This is a genomic window from Desulfovibrio sp., assembly GCF_041907885.1.
GTDB lineage: Bacteria > Desulfobacterota > Desulfovibrionia > Desulfovibrionales > Desulfovibrionaceae > Desulfovibrio.
Genome location: NZ_JAYRGM010000004.1, coordinates 72,579 through 95,298 on the forward strand (window position 1 = coordinate 72,579; position 22,720 = coordinate 95,298).

General features: G+C 60.7%; 14 protein-coding genes. 9 read left to right on the top strand and 5 right to left on the bottom strand.

The window, feature by feature from the left end:
• Positions 1-233 precede the first annotated feature (233 nt).
• The 5 genes from ffh (at position 234) to mutM (ending at position 4,316) form a co-directional block, all read left to right on the top strand.
• The gene (gene ffh, locus ACE3NW_RS03950) at positions 234-1,778 is read left to right on the top strand and encodes a signal recognition particle protein (protein WP_374280595.1); all 1,545 of its coding nucleotides are present in this window, start codon (positions 234-236) and stop codon (positions 1,776-1,778) included.
• Between the two features lie 124 nt (positions 1,779-1,902).
• The gene (gene rpsP, locus ACE3NW_RS03955; RefSeq protein WP_374280597.1) at positions 1,903-2,142 is read left to right on the top strand and encodes a 30S ribosomal protein S16; all 240 of its coding nucleotides are present in this window, start codon (positions 1,903-1,905) and stop codon (positions 2,140-2,142) included.
• A gap of 215 nt (positions 2,143-2,357) precedes the next feature.
• Positions 2,358-2,588 carry a KH domain-containing protein gene (locus tag ACE3NW_RS03960; RefSeq protein WP_374280599.1) on the top strand — a complete coding sequence of 77 codons (231 nt, stop codon included), beginning with the start codon at positions 2,358-2,360 and terminating at the stop codon, positions 2,586-2,588.
• Between the two features lie 128 nt (positions 2,589-2,716).
• Positions 2,717-3,247 (top strand): ribosome maturation factor RimM, encoded by a 531-nt coding sequence (gene rimM, locus ACE3NW_RS03965; protein ID WP_374280601.1) that lies wholly within the window; start codon positions 2,717-2,719, stop codon positions 3,245-3,247.
• Between the two features lie 208 nt (positions 3,248-3,455).
• Positions 3,456-4,316, top strand: coding sequence for a bifunctional DNA-formamidopyrimidine glycosylase/DNA-(apurinic or apyrimidinic site) lyase (mutM, locus tag ACE3NW_RS03970; protein WP_374280603.1), 861 nt, complete (start codon positions 3,456-3,458; stop codon positions 4,314-4,316).
• A gap of 121 nt (positions 4,317-4,437) precedes the next feature.
• Here mutM and pbpC read toward each other — a convergent pair whose 3' ends face one another.
• From pbpC to ACE3NW_RS03995, 5 genes are all read right to left on the bottom strand, one after another.
• Complete coding sequence (pbpC, locus tag ACE3NW_RS03975; RefSeq protein ID WP_374280605.1) at positions 4,438-6,825, bottom strand: penicillin-binding protein 1C; 2,388 nt, start codon at positions 6,823-6,825, stop codon at positions 4,438-4,440.
• Positions 6,809-12,559 carry an alpha-2-macroglobulin gene (locus ACE3NW_RS03980; RefSeq protein WP_374280607.1) on the bottom strand — a complete coding sequence of 1,917 codons (5,751 nt, stop codon included), beginning with the start codon at positions 12,557-12,559 and terminating at the stop codon, positions 6,809-6,811. The genes pbpC and ACE3NW_RS03980 overlap by 17 nt, the downstream gene beginning before the upstream one ends.
• A 275-nt stretch (positions 12,560-12,834) precedes the next feature.
• The gene (locus tag ACE3NW_RS03985) at positions 12,835-13,755 is read right to left on the bottom strand and encodes a hypothetical protein (protein ID WP_374280609.1); all 921 of its coding nucleotides are present in this window, start codon (positions 13,753-13,755) and stop codon (positions 12,835-12,837) included.
• Positions 13,756-13,905: 150 nt separating this feature from the next.
• Positions 13,906-16,122: a polyphosphate kinase 1 gene (ppk1, locus tag ACE3NW_RS03990; RefSeq protein ID WP_374280611.1), complete on the bottom strand. Its 2,217-nt coding sequence runs from the start codon at positions 16,120-16,122 to the stop codon at positions 13,906-13,908.
• Between the two features lie 203 nt (positions 16,123-16,325).
• Positions 16,326-18,416 carry a methyl-accepting chemotaxis protein gene (locus ACE3NW_RS03995; protein ID WP_374280613.1) on the bottom strand — a complete coding sequence of 697 codons (2,091 nt, stop codon included), beginning with the start codon at positions 18,414-18,416 and terminating at the stop codon, positions 16,326-16,328.
• Positions 18,417-18,731: 315 nt separating this feature from the next.
• Here ACE3NW_RS03995 and ACE3NW_RS04000 point away from each other — a divergent pair, with 315 nt between their 5' ends.
• The 4 genes from ACE3NW_RS04000 (at position 18,732) to ACE3NW_RS04015 (ending at position 22,680) form a co-directional block, all read left to right on the top strand.
• On the top strand, positions 18,732-19,997 hold the full coding sequence (locus ACE3NW_RS04000) for an Nramp family divalent metal transporter (RefSeq protein ID WP_374280615.1): 1,266 nt from the start codon (positions 18,732-18,734) through the stop codon (positions 19,995-19,997).
• 184 nt (positions 19,998-20,181) lie between these two features.
• A complete protein-coding gene (locus ACE3NW_RS04005) occupies positions 20,182-21,198 on the top strand; it encodes an ABC transporter substrate-binding protein (protein ID WP_374280617.1) in 1,017 nt (338 codons plus the stop codon).
• On the top strand, positions 21,186-21,899 hold the full coding sequence (locus tag ACE3NW_RS04010) for a GTP-binding protein (RefSeq protein WP_374280620.1): 714 nt from the start codon (positions 21,186-21,188) through the stop codon (positions 21,897-21,899). Before ACE3NW_RS04005 ends, ACE3NW_RS04010 begins: the two co-directional genes overlap by 13 nt.
• On the top strand, positions 21,877-22,680 hold the full coding sequence (locus tag ACE3NW_RS04015; RefSeq protein ID WP_374280622.1) for an ATP-binding cassette domain-containing protein: 804 nt from the start codon (positions 21,877-21,879) through the stop codon (positions 22,678-22,680). Before ACE3NW_RS04010 ends, ACE3NW_RS04015 begins: the two co-directional genes overlap by 23 nt.
• Positions 22,681-22,720 lie beyond the last annotated feature (40 nt).

A 22,720-nucleotide genomic window follows, 5' to 3' on the forward strand; every position in this document is an offset into this window, starting at 1 on the left:
AGTTTTTGCAAGGGGGCTGGCAGCCCTTGTGCGGTGAGGGTTTGCGGGCAGGCCTGTAAAAAGCTGCGCACGCGCGGGCATTCTGCGCGTAAGGCTTGACGTGTCGGACCAAACAGCCTATGAATCAGCACTTCGACCAACGCGCGGCCCTTGCTTGTAAGTGGCGGCAGCGGCGGGGCAGGCGCAACTGCGCCGATTTTTTACCGCAAAGGTTGCGGTGCAACGGGGTCTTCATGTTCGAGAGCCTTTCCGACAGACTTTCAGGCGTATTCCGCACATTCAGCGGGCGCGGGCAGCTTACCGAAGAAAACGTGCAGGCTGGTCTGCGCGAGGTGCGGCTTGCCCTGCTTGAGGCGGACGTCAACTTCAAGGTCGTTAAAGACTTTGTGGAAAGCGTGCGCGAAAAGTGCCTGGGGCAAGAGGTGCTCAAGGGCGTCAGCCCTGCCCAGCAGGTTGTAAAGATTGTTCACGATGAGCTCGTGCAGCTGCTCGGCGGCGAAACCGCCGGGTTGAACTTGCAGGGCCGCGAGCCTGCGGTTATCATGCTTGTGGGCTTGCAGGGGTCTGGTAAAACCACCTCGGCGGGCAAGATCGCCAATATTCTGCGCAAGCAGAAAATGCGTCCCTACCTTGTTCCTGCCGACGTGTACCGCCCTGCGGCTATCGACCAGCTTACGGTACTGGCCAAGCAGCTCGACATTCCCTGCTTCCCCTCCACGGTAAACATGAACCCCGTGGACATTGCCAAGGCAGCGCTTGAAAAAGCCCGCGAGGATCAGGCCACCGTGCTGCTGCTCGATACAGCTGGCCGTCTGCATGTGGATGAACCCCTCATGCAGGAACTGGCCGCCATCAAGCAGGCGGTGCAGCCCCAGGAAATTCTGTTTGTTGCCGACGCCATGACCGGCCAGGATGCCGTGACCGTGGCCGAAAGCTTTAACGAGCGCCTTGGCATTACCGGCGTGGTGCTCACCAAGATGGACGGCGATGCGCGCGGCGGCGCTGCTCTCTCCATCCGCTCTGTCACTGGCGCGCCTGTCAAGTTTGTGGGTATGGGCGAAAAGCTGTCGGAAATGGAAGTCTTCCATCCTGACCGCATCGCCGGGCGCATTCTTGGCATGGGCGACGTGCTCACCCTGGTTGAAAAGGCGCAGAGCACCATCAACGCCGAAGAAGCCGAAGAACTGGCCCTCAAGATGAAGAAGGCCAGCTTTGATCTTGAAGATTTTCGCACCCAGATGCGCCGCATCAAAAAGCTTGGTTCGCTCGACAGCATCCTTAAGATGATCCCCGGCATGGGCGGGCTGCGCGAAAAGCTGGCAGAAGCCAGCGGGGCCATGCCCGAAAAGGAAATGGAGCGCACAGAGGCCATCATCAATTCCATGACCATGGCCGAGCGCCGCAACCCCGACATTCTCAACGGCAGCCGCAGGGCGCGTATTGCCAAGGGGGCGGGCGTTAGCGTGGCCCAGGTAAACCAGCTTGTGCGCCAGTTTGAGCAGATGCGCCAGATGATGAAGGGCATGATGGGCGGCAAGGGTGCCAAAATGCCCTCCATGCCCCGCATGCGCGGCATGCCCCCCGGCATGAATCTGCCCAAGGGGCTTGGCGGCATGCCCAATATGGGCGGTATGCCCGGTATGCCCGGCCTGCCCGGAATGGGTGGTATGCCCGGAATGCCCGGTATGGATGGCATGCCCGGTGCGCGCGCAGGCGCCACCAAGGCCGCACCCAAGAAGCGCAAGAAAAAAGAGCGCCCCAAGCGCAAAAAAAAGTAAACAAATTTACGGGGCAAGGAGCGCCGCAATGCGCGGCAGTGTATCTCTTTGCGCCAGGGCTTCCCGCCCTTGCCCTTTCCCGGGCGCAACGCTAACATAACATCAATCAAAGGGAGTTGGACTCATGGCAGTAAAGTTGAAATTGACCCGCCTTGGCAGCAAGAAGCACCCCTTCTACCGTGTGGTGGCCGCTAACGACGAAACCCGTCGTGATGGCCGTCCGCTGGAATTCCTGGGTTACTACAACCCCATGGTCAATCCGGCTGAAGTGAAGCTTGACGCTGGCAAGATCAAGGAATGGCTGGGTCGCGGCGCTGAGCCCACCGACACCGTGCGCGCTCTTATCAAGACGCACATCGGCTAGTTTCGGGCTATTTTGCGGCGGCGCACTGCCCACGGCAAATCTCTTTCAGGCATGCCCTGAAGGAGAACTTTGCTGCGGGCTGTTCTTTGGGAAAGCTCAGGCAATATCTTTCCCGGTTCGCAAGAACCGGCGGCGGTTTGCATGCAGACCCCGGTTGGCTCTGGACGCGCCAGGCGTGCCCACGGCCCTCAGGCTGACCCCCATTGGAGGTACTTATGAAAGCCCTGATCGAATACATTGCCCGGTCACTTGTTGACCACCCCGAAGACGTGCAGGTCAGCGAAGTAGAAGGCGAACAAACCACAGTTCTTGAGCTCAAGGTTGCCAAAGAGGACCTGGGCAAGGTTATCGGCAAGCAGGGGCGCACGGCCAGGGCCATGCGCACCATCCTGAGCGCCGCATCCATCAAGTGCAAAAAACGCACAGTGCTGGAAATTATGGAGTAGCGCCGCGTTTTTTCCCGCTTGTTGCCGCCTTGTTGCGGCAGTAGGGGGGAAAAACCCGGTTCCGCCTGCCGGGCCCCATTGCGGGCGCGGCAACAATCAGCCAGCCGCAATGCGGCAGAACTGGAATTATGACGGAATCCTGGATTCACATGGGTACGCTGGCGCGGCCCCACGGCATCAAAGGGGAGATCTGCATCGACTGGTATGCGGACTCCCCCTTGCTTTTGAGCACGCCCCTGTGGCTGCAAAAGGGCAAGGATGCCCCGCGCCGTATAAAGATAGCGGCTGTGCGCAGCCACAAGGAACGCCCTCTGTTGCAGCTTGAAGGTGTTGCCGACCGCACGGCCGCTGAGGCCCTGCGCGGCTGCAAGCTGCTGATGCGGCGCGAAGATCTGCCAGAAACCGATGACGACGAGGTGTATCTGGAAGATCTGCTGGGCTGCGACGTGGTTTTGCCCGACGGAACCCGCATCGGCAGGCTTGACCATTTTGAGTACCCTGCGGGGCTCGAAATGTGGGTCATCATGACCGACGATGACAAGGAAGTGCTCTTTCCTGCGCGGCCAGAATTCATTGCGGGCTTTGATCTGGAGGTTCCTGCGGTTGTCATTGACCCGCCAGAGGGCCTGCTGGATATCTACCTTGCCGAGAGCAAGTAGGGCCATGGCGCAGACGGTGCGCCACAAGATTTTGCCGCTGTCATGGCGGGCATGATTACTGCGCGGCATGAGCCGCAATTGTTGCGGGGGAGGAGCTTTCGGCAGAAGGTTTCTCCCCTGAATTCATTGGGCCACCGGGGCCGCAAGCTGCCTGTGCCCGCAGGGCAAGAGGCATATCTGGCCGCACCATCAGCCTACAGGAATACCCATGCCGGAATTGCCGGAAGTTGAAACAGTCGCCCGCACACTGCGCCCCCACGTGCAGGGCTGCGTGATTACCGGGGCAAGCCTGCTGCGCCAATCGAGCCTGCACCCCCTGAGCCTGCGGCCAGAGGATTTGCAGGGCTGCACCATTACCGATGTGGGCAGGCGGGGCAAGCTGCTGCTGCTTGAGCTGGACGCAACGCAGGCCGCCATGCCCCACGTGCGCGGCTTAACCGGCCTGCGGCTGGCGGTGCATCTGCGCATGACTGGCCGCCTCATGACCTACCCGGAGAACACGCTCCCCGGCATGCACACCCGCTGCGTGTTTGACCTGGTGGACGCGCAGGGGCAAAAACGCCGTCTGTTTTTCGATGATGTGCGGGCCTTTGGCCTGCTGCTGGCGGGCACGCCGCAGACCATGCAGCAATGGAGCTTTTGGCGCGGGCTTGGGCCGGAACCGCTGGAGCTTACAGACGCAGCCTTTTCTGCCAGGCTGGATGGCAGAAATTCGGCCATCAAGGCCGTGCTGCTGGATCAGAAGGTCATTGCAGGCGTGGGCAATATTTATGCGGACGAATGCCTGTTTGCCGCAGATATCGACCCGCGCCGCAAGGCGGCATCGCTCACGGCCGCACAACGCAGCCGCCTGTTGTCCTGCCTCAAGGAAGTGCTGCTGCTCTCCATCTCACAGTGCGGCAGCTCCATACGCGATTACCGCGATGCCAACGGCAATGTGGGGGCCTTTCAGAACAGTTTTGCCGTGTACGGGCGCAGCGGTCAGGCTTGCCGCGCCTGTGGACGCATGCTTGAAAAGATCAGGGTGGCGGGCCGTGCCACGGTGTTCTGCCCGCACTGCCAGAAGTAACGCTGGCGAGTTGCTCGCCCTGCATCACGGCGAACGCCTGCTGCCCCTGAAGGCTGTTTACACCGTGTAAAAGCTTGTTCCCTGCTCAGGATGGGGCAAACGGGCCAAGGTGGAACCGCCCCTAAGGCGCGGCCCGCACGCGTATGTTGCGCCGCGCCGCACGCCCCGCATCGTCCACTACCCGTACCGAAACATCACCCATGGCCGCTGGCCACAACAGGGGCTCACCCGGGGCGGTGCTGCCCACATAGCTGTCGTTGGCAAACCAGTAGAGTTCGCGCACGCCTGCCTCGGCGTGGGCCATAAAGACCATGCTGCCGTTCTGCGCATCAGCCGTGCGCCGGTAGATGAGGCCGTTTTTGGGCTGGATAATGGTGGGCGGCTGACCCGCAATTTTCTGCTCCCGGCGGCACTGCTCCTCAAAGGGCGGCGGCGGAGGTTTGGGCATGCCCGCACGCGCAAACATGCGGGCCAGATCGCTGGGCCAGAATTCCCACACTCGCTGCTCTGTGCGGCCCTCCTGCGGAATACAGGCCCGCAGGCCGCTGGCCTTGTCGATGAGAATGTGGCGGAACACGCCCGAAGGGGCCACCGGCGATACACCGGGGATAAACCAGGTGAGTGTGGTTTCTGGGCACAAGCTGGTATCAAGGTCGCCTGTGGCCGCGCACACCCGCAGCTTTTCCACATTAAGGCCCGGGGCCGGATCGCGAAAGGGGTCTGTCATGGGTTCGGCGGCGGCCAGTTCGCGGGCCATGTCCATGAACAGCGGAGCCGCCACCATGCCGCCCACAAGCAGCGGATTGGCGGTATTGTTGAAATTGCCAACCCACACCGCCAGCACATAGGGGCCAAACTGGCCCACTGCCCAGGCATCACGAAAGCCATTGGACGTGCCGGTTTTTAGCCGCACCGGCAGAACCGTGCCGCCCTGTGAGCGCGCCATTCTGTCCGGGTCTGGCGCTTCCAGCATGGAAAGGGTCACAAAGGCGGCCTCTGGCGTCAGCAGGGGCAGGGCCGGGGCCGAAGGGGCCTCGTCCGTAAGAAAGCGCAGTGGCCGCCACACGCCCTTGTTTGCCAGCATGGCGTACAGGCCAGCCAGTTCGCGCATACTTACCTCTGCGCCGCCGAGCACCAGCGAGAGCCCGTAGTGGTCTGCGCCATCGGCAAACTCCACACCGGCGCGGCGTAAAAATTCGTAGAGCGTGGGGCGGGTAAGTTTGGCTGTAAGCGTTATGGCGGGCACGTTGCGGCTGGCGCGCAGGGCCTCTGCGGCAGAAAGAGGGCCACGGAACGCGCCGTCGTAGTTTTCCGGGTCATAGCCAGCGAAGCTGTGCGGGGTGTCGGCCAGCAGGCTTTGGGGGTGGATGAGGCCCTGCTCCAGCGCCAGCGCGTAGATCAAGGGCTTGAGGGTGGAGCCGGGCGAACGCCGCGCCCGTGTGCCGTCTATCTGCCCTTCGATGGCGCGGTTGAAAAAATCGGCAGACCCCGCCAGGGCGCGCACCTCCATGCTGGGCCAGTGCAGCAGCAGGGCGGCGCAGTTGGTGAGACCATAGGTGCTGTTGCGTGCGGCAAAGCGGGCCAGTTGACGCTCCATGCGGCGCTGGGCGGTTGTATCGAGGGTTGTGCGCAGGGCATCTGTGCCGGGGCGCTGTAAAAGCTCGGTGCTCAGGTGCGGGGCCACAAAGGGCATATCCTGCGGGCTGTAAACGCGCAGAGGCGCGGATTCCTTTTTGCCGAACCACGTTTCATCAAGCCGGTGTACGGCCTGACTGAAGGCCTTGTTTTCACGCGCCGGTCTGCGGCGCGAAGGATTTTGCGGCACAAGCATGAGGGCTGCGCTTTCTGCCGGGGCCAGCTGGGCGGCGGTTTTATGAAAATAGCACACAGCCGCCGCACCAAGGCCCTCCACATTGCCACCGTAGGGGGCAAGGTTGAAGTAGGCCTCAAGAATTTCTTCCTTGCTGTAGTGCCACTCCAGTTGCAGGGCCAGCAGCATCTGGCGCAGCTTGGCCCCCAGCTTGCCGGTTTCAAGCCCGGCAGAAAGCCGGGCCACCTGCATGGTGATGGTAGAGCCGCCCATGCGGCGGCCCCCGGTGACAATGCCAGCGGCGGCGCGGAACAGCGAAAGGGGATTGATGCCTGGGTGGTGCCAGAAAAATCTGTCTTCGTAGCGCAGCACGGTATCCACCGCTGCGGGGGGAATTTCAGCCAGACGGGTGCGGATGCGGTATTTCTGGTCGGCAGAAAGACTCACGCGCATGATGCCGCCGCGTTTGTCGAGCACCATGCGCGAAAAAGCCACGCCTTCCAGCGGGTGGGGGCAGGGGGCAAGCGCCAGCCAGAGCAGCAGGGCCGCCAGCGGCAGGGTTGCAATACCCACAGCTGTCACAATGCGCCTTCTGCGCCGTACAAGGGTGCAGAAGGCATGGATCGCAAGCGCGGCCCGGTTCCGCATACGCGGCAAAGCCATGCGAAACCGGGCCAGAAGGTTATTCGACAGCGACATTACCGCCGCCCGTGCGGGCGTTGATTGCCGGGTTGTACATGGCCTCTGCCGCCGCCGTGGGCAGCACAAATCGGCCACGCGAGGCCGCGCGTACCTTGTAGGTGAAGGTCTGGCGGTCGCCGTTGAGGTCGATAAAGAAGATGCCCCTGTCCTCGCGGCGTTCGTAGCGGATCAGGCCATCCTGCGGCTGGCTCTGGCCATTCTTTTCCAGCACGGGTTCAAAGCCGCCGGGCAGAAGGTCAACGAGCACCACGTTGCTGATCTCGCTGCTGGCCTGCACGGCCAGTTCCACCGTGATCACGTCGCCCAGCTTTGCCGTGGTTACGGCCTCGCCTCGCGAATCAAGGTAGCGCCGTTGCAGGCTGATGCCGTTGGCGGCATCACTCATGGGCGTGCGGTCAAAACCCTCGGTTGTGGTGAGCAGACTGAGGAGGGGTTCGCCCTTGGGCATTTCTACCTGATAGCGGGTGCAGCCGGGGGCCTCAAGCACCAGCGCGCCGCCAAGGGGCGCGGCCTTGGCTGCTGCCGGGGCAAAGCCCTGGGCATACTGCTGGCAGGTCAGGCTCAGGCTGTCGGCTTTAAGAGCGGCAGCATCGCCCATGGCCAGCAAGGTTCTTGCTCCAAGGCCCATATCCACTGTTGTGGCATTGGTACTGAAGGCGCTGTCGAGCAGGTCGTTCATGCGCAGCTGTTTTTTCTTTTCGGGGAAGTGGCGCACCACCATGAGGGCGTGCAGGGCCTGTGCCGCACCGTTGCTCATGAAGCTGTCGTCGCAGCGGGTGAGGGTTGCGGGCATGCGCTGTTCCGCACGGCGGCGCAGGCGCAGCATGTCAAAGCTGTCTGCAAGGAAGGCTGCGGCAATGTCATTTTCCCAGCCTTTGTAATTGTCCTTGAGCCACTGTTCGAGCCGCTCCAGATCCTGGGTCATGATGCGGCCATCGCGTTGCAGAATCCAGGCCGCATACAGCTTGATGCGGGCATCGGCCATGTCGGTGGGCGAGCGGCCCACAATGGCCTCCAGGGTATCAAGCAGGTTTTGCGACAGGCCCTCGGGCGTGACGGTTCCGCTGTCACGCAGCGTGAGCAGAAAGTCTGCCGCGTAGGCCGTGACAAAGTCGTTGGTGGGGGCTCCGGGCCACAGGCTGACGCCCTCGTATTGCGTAAAGTTGCCCATAATGGCGGTGAGAGCGGCGCTGATGACCTTGTTGCCCTGTTTGAGCAGATTTTCGGGGCTGATGTTGGGGCTGCGCAGCACCTCGTGGCGTGCTTCGGGCGCGCCCAGCAGGGCCGCGTAGGGCATGGCCCGGCTGATGAGCTGTTCTGTGCAGCCGTAGGGGTAGGTGTTGAGCTTGGCAAGCAGCGAGCGCAGGGCAAGCACGGGCATGGCGCCCACGCTGGCCTGCCCCTGGGCCTCAAAAGGATACAGGTTGCGCTGCACGTCCACGCTTGTGGGGCCGCGCAGGGGGGTGACGGTTTCTGTGCGCAGGCGCGGCGCCGGGGGGCGTATGGAAACGGTCTGGGTGCGGATGACGGGCTTGTCTGCCCCGGCCTTGGCAGCCTTGGCGTCTTCAAGGTTTGCGGTAAAGCGCACGGCGGCCTCGCCCAGGCTGTCTTGCGCCCGCATGCGGAAGCTCAGCGTGGCCTCGCCGTTTTCATCCACCGTAACAGTCTGCGGAGCGGGCTGCTGGGCAAAGGCCAATCCTTCGGAGGCGCTTTCCATACTTATGCGCACGCGCGCGCCGGGGCCGCTGCCTTCAACGGTGTTGGCGACGACCAACGCTCCGTCAAACTCGTCGCCGGGGGCTGTGGCCAGGGGCAGCAGAGGCTTGAGAATAAGCGTGCCGCGCACTTCCATGTGGGTTTCTGTCCTGCCCGCTAGGGCAAGGCCCTGCCTGGGGGCGGCACTGCCCACGGCCATGATGCGGATTTTGCCGCTGGCGTACTGCGGTACGGTAAAGCGTACCTCTGTGCCGTTGGCGTCCACGGGTACAATTTCCTGCCAGAGGGCAAAGGGCGGTTCGCCCCTGCGCTTGAAGGGGTTGAGAAAGCGCCCGCCAGGGCCGGACATGTCGCCGCCGAAACCGGGGATACGGCCACGCAGGCGCGCATGGTCGGGCATGAGCAGATCAAATATCTGGGCGGTGCTCACATCCAGCGCCCGGTCGCCCAAAAGATCGCGCAACGGGTCGGGTGTGGTGAAGCCTGTGAGTTGCAGTACGCCCTCATCCACGGCAAAAATCAGCGCCCGCCCCGGCACGCGTGAGGTGAGCCGCACGGTGACCGTATCACCGGGCAGAGTGCGGGCTGGGGCCGTAAGGGCAAGGCCCATGTCGCGCTGATCCATGCCCGACATGAACGGGGCCACGGCCACAACGTGGGGCTTCATGTAGATGACATCCGAATCCAGCGAGCGGGCGTAGGAAACGTTGACATAGCCGCGCCCCTGAAAGTCATCAGGGATGCGAATTTCCTGCACGGTTTCGCCAGCCTGGGCTGTGAACCACGCCTGGGCCAGCACGTTTTCGCGCTCGATGGTGATGAGGCCCGCGCCCGCATAAGGGGTGGAGAGGCGCATCTTGATTGTTTCGCCGGGGGCGTACTGCTGTTTGTCGAGCCGGATGCGCAGGTCACCCTTGGCAAGGGATTCGGCAGAAAGGGCCGAAGGCTGGGCAAGCCTGTTGCCCGCCACGGTGTAGGGAATGACCGCCAGCACGGCCCCGTCGGCCTGCCGCACGGTAAGCAGAAAATCACCGGCATCGGCGGTGGGCAGGGGCAGCGAAAGCCCCTGCGCGCCCAGATCAAGGGGCTTGCGGGTCAGCTCCGTATCAACGGGCGTGGCATCGTAGCGGTACTCGCCGCGAGAATCAGTCACCAGGCTGTTGACATAGCGCCGGGCAGAGAACACGGCTTCGGCCTTGGGCAGATTTACGGGCGCAAGGTCATTGTTCAGCACCAGCAGATGCAGCGATGCCTTGGCGTTCTGCGGGATATAGTCGAGGTTGTTGACCTCGCCCTCGGGCTTGTAGCCAAGGGCTACGGCCAGGGGCGAGAACAGCGATTCGATCTGGCGGGTAACGGCCCTGCCGCCAGCGGGTTCAAAGCCTTCAATCTGCACGGCTCCGCGCAGGGTTCCCGCCTGCAATCTGCCCAGGGGCAGGGCAAAGGCGGCTATACCCTTGCTGTCTGTAAAGGCAGCGGGCAGCTCCAGCGATTGTGCCTCGCCCTCAAAGCCCGCAGGCTCATAAAAGGTGTAGTCTTCATAGCCCGTAAAGTGCAGGCGGCTTTTTTCCGTGCGCAGGGTGGCCTGTACGCGGTGGTTGGCGGCCGGTTCACCATACAGGTTGTCGAGCCTCGCCTGGGCCTCAATGGCCGGGGCTTCCTGCCCGGTGCGTATCCAGCCCTTGGGCGCGGCGGGCGTAAAGCTGGCCGCAAGGGCCAGGGTGTCGGGCTGAAACTCTTCAACACGTACACGGGTGCTGCCCAGCACGGGCGAAGCGCCAGAGCGCGCATTGCCGCCGGGCAGACGCACATCAAGCTGATACGAGCCCACGGGGGCATCTGCCGGGCACGGCCAGTCAAAGGAGTTGAGGCCGTCGTTGCCCACGGTGAAGGCGCGGCGCATAACTTCGGCCCCGGTGGGGCTGACCAGCACCGCCTCAAGCGGCAGACCGGCCGGCATGGGCTGCCAGTCGAACCGGCGTACAATGCAGCCAAAGTGCAGGGTTTCGCCAGGCAGATAGATGCCGCGCTGGCTGAAAACCGATGCGCTGAGGCCGTCTGCCGAGGTGTGGCGGCCAGAAATGGCAAAGTTGCTGTAATCCACCATGCGGCTGGCATCGTCGAGTGAAAGCCAGGCCAGATCCTGCGGGGCAGAGTCCTTGCCCTGATCGGCAGATTTGCTCGAATCGGCAGCCTTGGCAGCGGCAGGGGCCAGGGCAACCACGGCCACGGGGCGTTTTTCGCGTTCAAGGCCGTTGGCAGGCGGCAGGTCGGCGCGGCCCTGGGCATTGGTGACGGCGGTTTGCAGCGGCAGGCCGTTTACGCCCAGCAGGCGCACTTCTGCGCCCTGTACGGGCTGGCCTGTGCCAAGGTGCTGCACAAATACGGTGCGTGCGCCGTCGCCCGCCATTTTAACGGTCAGGCCCATATCTGTGACCAGCAGCATGCGCGCCGCATAGGCAACGGACTGGTCGCCCTTGTAGCCGGTCAGTTCCACGCGCATGAGGCCGTGTACGGGATCTTTGCCGCCGCGCAGCAGGGGGGCAAGATCAAGCACGGGAAAGGACGACGCACCGGCCTGTTCCTTGCGAACTTCTATGCGGCCTTCGACCACGTCGCTCATCACGTCCATGTCGGTGGAAGGGGTTTCAAAGCCCGCTTCTTTTGCCGCAAGAGCGAGGAATGGATCGCGGACACGTTCGGCCCGCCAGGCCACGGATGTGAGGCCTGTGGCGTAGATATCCAGCTTTTTCTGCCCGCTCAGTGTCAGCACGTTGCCGGGCTGCAAAAAGTCCACCTCTGTGCCCAGCGAGGGCACAGTTAGCACAAAGCGGCGAACCTGGGCGGTTTCCGGCCCTGCGGTGGAGGGCAGGCCCTTGTCCACGGCGGCCAGCAGACCACGGCCTGCCTCGGCGGGAACACGCAGCAGCAGCCGGTCGGCGGGTTCGTCTGCGGCCTGCATGAGTTCTGGCTTGAGGCGCGTGCCGTTTTTAACGTCGTCGGCGCTGATGGCGGGCATCTTTGTCCAGTCGGCGTCCTTGCCTGCCTCTGCCGTGAGCTTGCGCGGCAGCTGGATAAGCTCAAGCTTGCGCAGCAATTCTGAGGGCAGCACGCGCAGGGTGGTCTTGACCTCAAGCTGGAATTTTTTGTCCAGCTTGTCGTCGTAGACAGGGCTGATGGTGATTTTGACCACATCCATCAAACGGGCGCGGCCCGTTATGGAGAACAAGGCCTCGACGTTCACGGCCTGCGGGGTTTTTGCGTCTTTTTTGGGTGCGGCCACCACGCACTTGCCCGAATTTTCGGTAAAGGCGGGCAGGCCCTTGATGGTTATGCGGGCGGCGGCGTTGTTCTCCGGCAGGGCAGTTACAGGAGCCGTAACCACCACCTCGTCGCGGCGTTCGTTCCACACAAGGCGGGGCGCGCCAAGGGCCAGGCCGCTCTTGGGGTCGCTGGGGCCAAGGGTTATGCGGGCGTCCATATCCTGCGCGGCCACGGGCCAGAGAAAGCGCAGCGGCACAGAAACCGCATGCGCGCCCTTGGGCGAGGGGTCGATCCAGAACGTTTCCTTGCCCACGCGCACGGCCTGGGGCTGGGTGGCGTAGAGAGCCTGCCGTTTGAGCGAAAAGCGCCCCGGCAGGGACATCTTGTCCAGCGAAACGGCATAGCGCGTGTCGGGAGCAAGGTGCTCCTTGGGCGTAAATTCCATGGTAGAATCGTCAATCCAGCGCCACACGCCAGCCACAGGCGGGGTCATGCGCACGCCTTCGACCACGCGTCCTTCTTCGCCAGCGGGAGCAGAGGCGCACTGGCGCGACCAGTCTGCGCCGTATTCCTTTTTGCAGCGTGCTTCATCCACCTGAAAGGTTATGGAAAAACCTTCGCGCCGCAGCCAGTTGTCTTCCTGCGGGTTGCTGGGCGCGGCTATTCTGTATGCTGGCCCGGCCATGGCCGGAGTAGCGCACATGATGACAGCCAGAATAACAAACAGAAAGCGCAGTTGTGTAGACGGCATGATTCCTCCGCAGTGCGGTAAGGGGCAAAGGCGGAAAGGCTGGCAAAAAGCCGGAGCGTTGCAAAGTAAGAGTAATAAAGGTCGATGCTATGGAAGGGGCAGTTACGCTGGGCGCAACAATCCGCTAGGATATGAATGCCGGATTCGGCAGGCTTTGTCTATAATTGCCCCTGAATACGGGCAGGCAAGGCGGCTCTGCGCCGGGGGGAGGCGCAAATCCGTAAAGCAATTGAAGCAAGGGCATGGGCTGACTGGGCAGACAGCACGCGTCCATGTTAGTTTTGGGCTTTGGGGCAGGCCCGCTCGTCGAGATCGGCGGCATTCAGCCACATGTGGCGGATAATACCGTCCACAAGGCCGATTTTGGGAATAATCAGCTGCTTTGCGCCCGACATGTCCACAACACCCAAAAAGATATCGAGTGCTGGCACAATAACGTCTGCCCGGTAGGCGTTGAGTCCGTATTTTTCCATACGTTCCTCAAGCTTGAGGCTCAGCAGATCCTTGTGCAGGGCGCGCAGTTCGGGGGCGCCCACGGGCTTGCCATCGCGCTTTTCAAGCAGCTTTGAAACCTTGTTGATATTGCCGCCCGAGGCAATGACGCATTCGGGCGCGTAGGTTTCGCCCAGTCTGCGCATTTCTGCGCGAAAACGCTCCTGCTCTGCGGGGTTGACCGCATTGGCAAGAATACGCACCGTGCCGAGCTGAAAGGAAAAGGCTTCTTGCAATTTGCCGTCGCGCAGGGCCACCACCTCGGTGCTGCCGCCGCCCACATCCACATACAGGGCGCTGTTTACATCGGTAAATCTGGCAAGGGCGTTGGCGTTAAAGAGAATCTGCGCTTCTTCAAGCCCGGTGACAATGTCGATGCGCAGGCCTGTTTTTTCGCGCACCAGTTTCATTATATCTTGCCCGTTGGCGGCATCGCGCATGGCGCTGGTGGCGCAGATACGGTAGTGGTCAACGCCGTAGGCCCGCATGATATGCGCAATGCCTGTCATGGCGTCAAGAAAGGCGGCCTGCTTTTGCTCTGAAATGGCCCCGTACAGAAAAACATCTGTTCCCAGGCGAATGGGAATGCGGAGATAGGCGTTCTTTTTAACCGGTTTGTCGTGCGTCAGCTCTTCAACATTGCTGATGAGAAAGCGGATGGCGTTGGAGCCAACATCAACGGCGGCAAGCATGCTGGGTTTCACTCTGTCTCCTCTTACGGCAGTGGGTGAAATGCCTGGTGGTCATTGCAGCGCGCCTGAGGCGCGGTCTGGCAAGAGTACACCAAGATCACCGGAATATACACTGGTTTTTGCGAGTGCGGGCCGCGCACAGCGCCATAAGGCCCAGCAGGGTCAGGATTCTGCTTCAAGCTCTTGGCTGGCCTGCGCCGCCGCGCTGTGGTTTGGCGGAGTTTGCCGCTGTTTTTTACGCGCCCTGGGCTTGGGCGTTGTGGATTCTGCCTTGCGAGTGGTTGGGGCCGTATCGTCTTTTTTGGCATTTTCGGCTGCTTGCGAGGCCTTGCGGCGGTAATATTCGTACAGGAGCGTTTGCGAGCGGCAGGGTACAACTCCCTCGCCCCGGCTGTACCTGTTTGCGCCTGTGCCATCGAGTATGCGGGCCTTGACGTTGTCTGCCCACTGGATGTCAAAAATATCCCGCAGGGTCTGGCGAGTGGCCGGGCAGTGAACAGGAGCCGCCACCTCCAGCCTGCGGTCGAGGTTGCGGGGCATCCAGTCGGCGCTTGAAATATAGGCCAGCTCACTGCCGTTGTTGCAAAACAGCAGAATACGGGCATGCTCCAAAAATTTGTCCACAATGCTGACAGCCCGGATATTTTCACTGAGCCCCTGTACCTGCGGCTTGAGGCAGCAGGCGCTGCGCACGATAAGGCGCACGTCTACCCCCGCCTTGCTGGCCCGGTAGAGCAGCCTGATCATGGCTTCGTCTGTAAGGCTGTTGAGCTTTGCGTGAACAAAGGCCTTTTTTCCCGCCCTGGCATTGCGTATTTCGCGTTCGATGCACTGGGTAAAAAACGGGCGCATGCACTGGGGGGCGGCCACCAGATCGCGGCACGCAACTGGCTTGTGCGAGGCATTGAGAAAATTGAAAATGGTTCGTGCGTCTTCCACAAAGCCGGAGTGGGCGCTCAGCAGGCCCACATCGCTGTAAAAACGTGCCGTGTCTTCGTTAAAATTGCCGGTTCCAATGTAGACATAGCCTGTTTTTTTTGCGCCCTCGGCCCGTTCCACAAGAATAAGCTTGCTGTGTACCTTGAGATCCTTGAGACCATGGATGACGCGCACGCCGCCCTGGTGCAGCATGTCTATGCTTTTGACGTTGCGTTCCTCATCAAAGCGGGCCATCAGCTCCACGCAGGCCGTAACCTTTTTGCCGTTCTGCGCGGCATTGATCAGGGCGTTGATGATGCGCGAATGGTCGGCGGTGCGGTACAGGGTGATGGAAATATTGGTCACCTTGGGGTCTATGGCCGCCTCGCACAAAAATTCCACCACGTGGTTGAAGGTGTGGTAGGGAAAGTGCAGCAAGATATCCTTGGTGCGCACCACCTTGAGAATGCTTGAGAAGGGCTTGATGTCGGGGTGTTGCAAGGCAGGCATGACGGCGTTTTCAAGGTCTGGCCGCACCCTTGGAAAGTTCATGAGGCTGCGCATCATGTGGTAGCGCGCGCCGGGGTCGAGCTCGCCCTTTTTGAGGTTGAGCTTTGAGGCCAGCAGAAACAGCAGGTCTTCAGGCATGGCCTGATCATAGATGAGGCGCACCGGGCGTCCGCGCAGGCGGTGTTCCAGGCCTTCTTCCATCTTTTCGATAAGGCTTTTTGAAACGTCGTCGTCGAGGCTCAGCTCCGCATCGCGCATGACCTTGAAGGTGTAGGCCGTGATGCGGTCATAGTTGAACATGAAAAAGATGTTGTTCAGGCACAGCCTGATGATGTCGTCCACAAAGATGATATCGTGGCAGCCGGGCGAAGAGGGCATTTCCACAAAGCGCGGGCAGGCGGCATTGACGGGTATGCGCAGTACGGCGTAGCGGCATTTGCCGGGTGCTGCGTCTGATTCCATCTTGACGGCGTGGTATATCTGGCTGTCTTGCAAAAAAGGCAGCTGAGCGGATTTGTTGAGAATCAGCGGTACAAGCTGCGGGTACACCACGTTGCCGAAATAGCCCCGGCAAAAGGCATCCTGCCCCTCGCTGAGCTCGGTTTCGTTGCGCACGCGTATGCCCTCGTGCTCCATGGCATCCAGCACTTCCTCGTAGGTTTCGCGAAAGGCGGTTTGCGCGGTTGCGGCCTTGTCGTTGACGCGCTGCAAGGCTTCATCGGGCGTGAGGCCGCCCATGAGCAGGGGTTTGATTTTGCTTTTGGAGCGGGTGAGGCGCACCAGCGAAGCCACGCGAACCTTGATGAATTCATCCTGATTGCTGGAAAAAATACCCAGAAAGCGCAGCCGTTGCATGAGAGGCGTTGTGTGGTCGCGCGCTTCCTGCAAGATACGCTCGTTGAAACTGAGCCAGCTCAGTTCCCTGTTGTTCATAACAGCCGAAGGCTTCATGGTGTGCTCCAGTGGTGTGAAGTATTGCCGCAGGGCAATAATTACCAGTGCTTGCAGCTGATATGTATGATGGAATTGTTACGATTGTGTGGCGGGCCGGTCTGTGCGGCAGATCTGTAACAGTGAGGAGAGGCGGAGCGCGTAAAAAAAGGGCGTCGCGCTTGTGTAAGGCGGACGCCCTGATGTGTAGGCAGGGGGTGTGGTTAGCTGCGTTTCATGTCGGCAACCAGGTTGCCCAGGGTCTTGGTTTGCTCGGCCAGATCTGTCACCGCGCTGGAGGCGGCGTTCATGGCGTGGGCTGTCTGCTCCGCACGGTCGTTGACGTCAACAATGGACTTGTTGATCTCTTCGCTGGTGGCAGACTGCTCTTCGCTGGCAGTGGCGATGGCGCGCACCTGATCTGCCGTGGAAAGGGCATTGTGGACAATTTCGCGCAGGGCTTCGCCCGACTTGTTGGCGAATTCCGTTGCGGTCTTAACCTGTTCCAGGGCGTTTTCCACGCTGCCAACGCTTTTGGCCGTGCTCTGCTGAATGGCCGCAATGGCGTTGCCCACATCGTTGGTGGAGGCCATGGTTTTTTCGGCCAGCTTGCGCACCTCGTCGGCCACCACGGCAAACCCACGGCCTGCCTCGCCAGCGCGGGCCGCTTCAATGGCGGCATTAAGAGCCAGCAGGTTGGTTTGGTCGGCTATGTCTGAAATGACATTCATAATACGGTTGATGGCCTGGGCGTGCTCGTTGAGCGTGCCCATGTCGTCCTTGAGTGCCTGCGAAACCGTGTGAACCCGGTCAATGCTTTCCAGCGCCTGCTGCACGATTTTTTCGCCATTTTCGGCATTGGCTTTGGTCTGGTCAGACATGCCGGAGGCTGAGGATGCATTGCTGGCAACCTCGCGCACGGTGGCGTTCATCTGGTTCATGGCTGTGGCGGCATCGCCAAGCCGCAGGGCAGATTCGCTCGAAAGGTGGTTGGCCTGACCAATGTGGGCCTCAAGCTCGTTTGAGGCAGAGCCAATGACCTTTACCACTTCTTCAAGCTGTTGGGCTGCGCTGAGCATGCCTTCGCGGCGGGCGTTTTCGGCCTGCTTGCGCGCTTCTTCGGCCTGTTCGGTGGCTTCTTTTGCCAGCGCGGCCTGGCGGTGGGCTTCCTCGCCCTGCTGGCGCGAGGTTGCGATCATTTCCTGCAATGTGGCAACCATGTTGACAAGTGCCTTGTGCAGTTCGGCCAGCTCGCCGTAAAACAGGCGTCCATCAACGGATACTTCAAGATTGCCAGCGGCGACACTGTCGGCCTGATCTACGAGAAGGCTCAGGGGCTTGTTGATGGAACGTGCGATGGCCCAGGCAATGAGCAGCATGAGCAGGGCAACGCTGGCGGTAATGATTATGCTGGTGCGTATGGCCGTATTGGTGGCCGCAAAAATTTCGTCCTCGCTCTGAACCATGAGGATTTTCCAGCCGTGCGGGGTGGTGCGCACGCTGGCGCGCACTTCCTGCCCGTTGACCACGGTGCTGACCGTGCCGTCCTTTATGCCAAACAGCTTGACCAGGCCGGGATCTTGCACGTCCTTGCCAATGATCTTGCCGGTCAGGTCTTTGTAGCGCGGGTTGCACAGGATGCGGCCCGTGTTTTCAAGCAGCATGAAGTAGCCGGTATGCCCAAAATTCAGGTCGGTAAAGCGCTGGGAGAGGCCGTTGAGCGAAACGTCAATGCCGAGCACACCCGTAAAGTCGCCCTTGCGCGAAAACATTTTGTGGGTAATGGCCACCACAAGTTCGCCAGTGATGGAAAGGTAGCTGTCTGCCAGCCCCACCTTTTGGGCAGAAGCCGCACGCTGCGTGTACCAGGGGCGCTTGCTGGTATTGTAGCCAGCGGGAACCTTGGCATTGTCGGCCGATGTAGCGTAGCTGCCGTCGGTATAGCCGGCGTATGCCTCCACATAGTCGTCAGAGCCTTCGTCAAGGCGTACAAGGGGTTGCACGGTTTTAAACGCGTCTACCGAAAGATCGGCGCGAGAAAAAACGTCGGCTTCCTTGTTTTGCGAAAAGTTGGGAAACAGCCCCACTGCCTCGGCAATATAGGGCTCCTGCGCAAGCAGGGCCACATCACGTTCGGCTCCGCTGATAAACGTCTCCACATAGTTGCTCATAAGTTGCAACTGGGTGGAGGCGTTGGCGAGGTAGCTTTCTTCGGCATTGTCGCGCATGGTCTTGAGCATGAATGGCAGTGTTCCGGCAGCCATTACGACAATGGTAAGAAGAAAACCCAGAATAACGCGCAGTCTGATAGTCATAAAAGGCTCCTGCTCAATCTGATAAATGACCCGGACAGTCTGGCGGACCCGGCCTGTTGAGAGCTATCGGCTGATTCTTCGGAAACTTAATATGCGCAACACAAATGTAACCTGGAAGGCCGATAAAGGGGGGGCGCGGCATTCATAAACATTTTACGCAGGCGCTGCAAGCATTGCGGCGCGTGGGAATCTGCCGCCCCTTGCCTCTTGCCCCTGAGTGCGTGTACCGTTGGTTTGAGTTCTGCTTAATACATTGATGCTTTATCGGGGCAATGTGTCAGTTGTGTATCGACATTAAGATACCTGGAAGGAAATATGGGCGTTAAAAATTTTTGGAGTGCGTGCCATGTGTCTGGCATAGCCCATAAAGGCGAGGAATTTTTAAAGTTCGTTGGGCCGGGCCTGCTGGTGACCGTGGGCTTTATTGATCCCGGCAACTGGGCTGCCAATCTGGCTGCCGGGGCAGAGTACGGCTATGCCCTGTTGTGGATGGTGAGCCTCTCCACCTTCATGCTCATTGTTTTGCAGCACAATGCCGCGCACCTGGGCATTGTGACCGGCAAGTGCATGGCCGAGGCCATTACAGAGTATTTTCCCTGCACACTTGGGCGGCTGGTGCTGTTGAGCGCTTTTGGCGCGTCTGTGATGACAAGCATGGCCGAAATTCTCGGAGGGGCCATTGCCCTGCGCATGCTGTTCTCCATTCCTCTGCCCGTGGGGGCCACGCTTACTGCCGTGCTGGCGGCGGGGCTGCTGCTGCTCAATTCGTACAACAAGGTTGAAAAATGGATCATCGGCTTTGTGTCGGTGATTGGCCTGGCCTTTTTGTACGAACTGTGGCTCGTGCCCGCCGGGTGGGTTCCGCAGGCTGCCGTGGGCTGGGTAAAACCCTGCTTTCCCGAAGGTTCCATGCTGGTGATCATGAGCGTGCTGGGCGCGGTGGTCATGCCGCACAATCTTTTTTTGCATTCCGAAATCATTCAGAGCCGCCAGTGGAATCTGGAGGGCGACGCCTTTATCAAAAAACGGCTCGACTACGAATTTTTTGACACGCTGTTTGCCATGATGGTGGGCTGGGCCATCAACAGTGCCATGATCATTCTGGCCGCTGCTGTATTTTGGATGGCGGGGCAGCAGGTTACAGAGCTGGAACAGGCCAGGGATCTGCTGCGGCCCCTGCTGGGCGACGGGGCATCGGTGGTTTTTGCCGTGGCCCTGCTGTTTGCAGGCGTGGCCTCTTCGGTGACATCGGGCATGGCCGGGGGCATCATGACCTCTGGCATGGCGGGCGAACCCTACAATACCAAGGACAAGCACAGCGTTATGGGTATTGTGGGTTCGCTTGGCTGCGGCCTGGTGCTCATCTGGCTGACCAGCGATCCTTTCAAGGGTTTGCTGCTCTCGCAGATGGCTCTTTCTGTACAGCTGCCCATCACCATGATTTCGCTGGTTGCGCTCACATCTTCCCCCAAGGTTATGGGCAAGTATGCCAACGGCAAGGGCACAAAGCTGCTGCTGTTTACGCTGACCGGTATTGTCACCGCGCTCAACCTCATGCTGCTGGCCAGCGCCCTTGATTAGTGCATGATGACGGCAGGGGTCTGGGATGACAGCGCAATATTGTATCACGAAACAATATTGCGCTGGCTGGCCGCATGCTTGTTTTTTAAAAATATTTAAAATCAGTGGTTTGAAAATATTTAAGGTCGGCACGCTCTTTGCTTTATCATAACCGGCCCCCAAACTTTTTGCGGAAAGAGGCACTATGAAAAGGCTTGAGCACCTCATGCAGTCATGGCAGCAGGCAGACGAAGCCCCGGCCCCGGTCAAGGCAGACCTGCTGCTCTATGCGCCCTGCCCGGTCAAACTGGTGGTGAAGGAACGCATAGAAGCCATTGCGGCGGCGCAATGCCCGGCACTCACAACCCATATTCCCATGGGCTGCACCTCGGTGGATCCTTACGATCCCCTGTATATGGAAACAGACGCTGGCAAGCTGCCCGCAGTCATCGCCTCCATCGGCTACGGCGATTTCTGGCGCGGCGAATTTGTTCGGCGTTTTGTAAAGACCGGCGTTTTTGAAGGCGTGCAGCCACGGGTTCTCAACCCCCTGTACGCCGATGCTGGCCTGGTTGATCCCGCCGGGGCCTACACCATTTACGGTGTAACCCCCTATATTTTTTTGATAGATCACAAGAAGCTCGACGGTCTGCCCGCGCCCCGCAACTGGGAAGACCTGACGCACCCGCGCTATCGCGGGCAGATTGTCATGTGCGGCGACGGCGACGACATGGCCGATGCCGTGCTGCTGAACCAGTACAAGGATTACGGCGAGCCGGGCGTTACCGGGCTGGCCGCAAACATCAAAAGTTTCATGCATTCCTCGCGCATGGCCAAGGTGTGCGGCACTGCCGCGCCCGATGCCGGGGGCATCTTTATTATTCCGCTGTTTTTTGCCGAAAGCACCAAACTGCCGGAGCACGTCGAAATTGTCTGGCCAGAGGACGGCGCAGCGGCAAGCCCGCTCTATCTGCTGGCCAAGAAATCGGAAAAGGAACGCCTCGCCCCGTTGCTCAACTTTTTTGCCAACGGTTTTGGCGAGATCGACAGCGCTGCCTGGTTTATTCCCATGGACGGCTCGCGTCCCTCGCGATTGCCGCGCACGGCCCGCCTCAAATGGGTGGGGTGGGATTTTGTGGAAAACAATGATGTCAACAGCCTGCGCGATATTCTGGCCCTCAAGTTTCGGCGGCTGCAAGCGGGTGCGGCATGCGGCTCATAACCGTGGCCGGGCCGCCCTCGTGCGGCAAAACATCGCTGGTGGTCAAGGCGTGCGCAAGCCTGAACAGCCGGGGCATCAGCTGCGCGGTGATCAAGTTTGACTGCCTGCAAAGCCGCGATGACGAGCTGTACGCTGCGGCGGGTATTCCCGTTTCTGTGGCGCTTTCTGGCGGGCTTTGTCCCGACCATTTTTTTGCCACCAATCTGGAAGAAGCCTTTGGCTGGGCCGCGCAAACCGGGGCGCATATCTGCGTTATCGAAACTGCGGGTCTGTGCAACCGCTGTTCACCGCATCTGCGCGGGGCCCTGGCCCTGTGCGTCATCGACAACCTCATGGGCATAGACGCGCCGGAAAAAATCGGCCCCATGCTGCGGCTGGCCGACGTGGTGGCCGTAACCAAGGGGGATCTGGTTTCGCAGGCAGAACGCGAGGTGTACCGTTACCGCATCCGCCAGATGAACCAGCGGGCCGTGATCAGGCATGTGAACGGCCTGACCGGGCAGGGCTGCGCAGAGCTGGCCTCCATCATGGCTATCGCGCCCGATATTGCCTCTGTAACCGACATGCGGCTGCGTTTTGCCATGCCCGCCGCCATCTGTTCCTACTGCCTGAGTGAAATGCGTATCGGCGCGCGCTATCAGAAGGGCAATGTCAAAAAGGCGGATTTTGGAGGCGGTCATGGATCTGAAACTGGAGAATGAAAATAGGGTGCTGGCCCTCACCAGCCTGAGCCTGACCCCTGGCCGCGACAAGGCAGGAATGCCGGAAAAGGCGCTCATCCACTTCAAACCCGGTGAGATTACGGCCCTGCTGGGGCCAACCGGCGCGGGTAAAAGCCGTTTTTTGGGCGACATAGAATCGCTTGCAGCGGGCGATACCCCCACAGGCCGCACGGTGCTGCTCAACGGCGCAGCCCCGGACGAGGACACGCGTTTTGAGCTGCAAGGGCGGCTGGTGGCCCAGCTCACGCAGAACATGAATTTTGTGCTCGACATGGGCGTGATGGATTTTTTGCGCACCCATGCCCTGAGCCGCGAGGTGGCAGACCCCCAGGGCGCGGCGCTGCGGGTTTTTGAGGCCGCCAACGAGCTGGCTGGCGAGCCCTTTTATGCCCATACCCAGCTTACCCAGCTTTCCGGCGGGCAATCGCGCGCCCTGATGATTGCAGATACGGCCCTGCTCAGCTGGTCGCCCGTGCTGCTCATTGACGAGATAGAAAACGCCGGGGTGGACAAGCGCAAGGCCCTTGAGCTGTTGCTGGCCTCGGACAAGATAATTGTCATGGCAACGCACGACCCAGTGCTGGCACTGGCCGCCGACCGGCGGCTGGTGTTCGAGCAGGGGGCCGTGGCGGCGGTGCTGGCCCGCACAGAGGCAGAAGATTGCCTGCTGGCCCGGCTGGAAGACATGGAGCGTCAGTGGTCCGAGGTGCGCGAAGCCCTGCGCCGGGGTGCAGACGTGACGCCCTGGGCTGCCTGTTAGGGCAGGCGCTGTGCGGTGTTTACCCGGTGTGCAAGAGATA